At 63.3% G+C, this 1,041-nt stretch carries 1 protein-coding gene; it reads left to right on the top strand.

Features of this window, described 5'->3' with window-relative positions:
* Positions 1-1,041 (top strand): PleD family two-component system response regulator (locus EN884_RS36870; protein ID WP_128361173.1); only part of this gene is annotated, 1,041 nt, incomplete at both ends.

The raw sequence follows: 1,041 nt of genomic DNA, 5'->3' as shown, positions 1-1,041 counted from the left end.
GCTGAAGAGCGATCCGGCGACATCGCACATTCCGGTGGTGATGATCACCGCGCTGGACCAGGTTTCCGACCGCGTCCGCGGGCTTGAGGCTGGCGCCGACGACTTCCTGACCAAGCCGGTCAACGACCTGCAGCTGATGACGCGCGTCAAGAGCCTTGTTCGGCTGAAGTCGCTGACCGACGAGTTGCGGCTGCGCGCCTCGACGACGCGCAATATCGGCATCGAGGAGTTGCTCAGCCGCAATTTCGCATCCGAGGACACGACGCCGAAAGTGCTTTTGATCGACGAGCGCAAAACATCCGTCGAGCGCATCCAGAAGATGCTGCGTGATCGGGCCGACCTCGACGTCACACATGATCCGCATGCCGGTTTCTTCCAGGCCGCCGAGACATCCTATGAATGCGTGATGATCTCGACCGCGTTCGCCGATTTCGATCCGCTGAGGCTCTGTTCGCAGTTGCGCTCGCTCGATCGCACCCGCTTCGTGCCGATTATCCTGCTGGCGGAGGAGGGCGAGGAGGAACGCATCATTCGCGGCCTGGAACTCGGCATCAACGACTATCTCATGCGGCCGATCGACCAGCAGGAACTGACGGCACGGCTGCGCACGCAGGTGCGCCGTAAGCGCTACAACGACCAGCTACGGGCCAGCGTCACCCAGACAATCGAAATGGCGGTGACCGACGGTCTGACCGGGCTGCACAATCGCCGCTATCTGGACAGCCATCTGCAGACGCTGTTCGATCGCGCCGTGGCACGGCGCCGGCCGCTGTCGGTGATGATCACCGACCTCGATCGCTTCAAGGCGATCAACGACGCGCACGGTCATGATGGCGGCGACGAGGTGCTGCGGGAATTCGCACGGCGGCTGCGCAAGAATGTCAGGGGTATCGACCTTGCCTGCCGCTTTGGCGGCGAGGAGTTCGTCGTGGTGATGCCGGATACCGAGGGCGCGGTGGCCGAGAAGGTGGCCGAGCGCATTCGCGCCGAAATCGCCCAGGCGGCTTTCGCCATTGGCCAGGACGGCAAGGCGATCGAAGT

The organism is Mesorhizobium sp. M7A.F.Ca.AU.001.01.1.1 (assembly GCF_004022735.1).
Classification (GTDB): domain Bacteria; phylum Pseudomonadota; class Alphaproteobacteria; order Rhizobiales; family Rhizobiaceae; genus Mesorhizobium; species Mesorhizobium ciceri.
The sequence above is the reverse complement of the archived record's forward strand: the minus strand, read 5'-3'. Positions and strand labels throughout refer to the sequence as shown.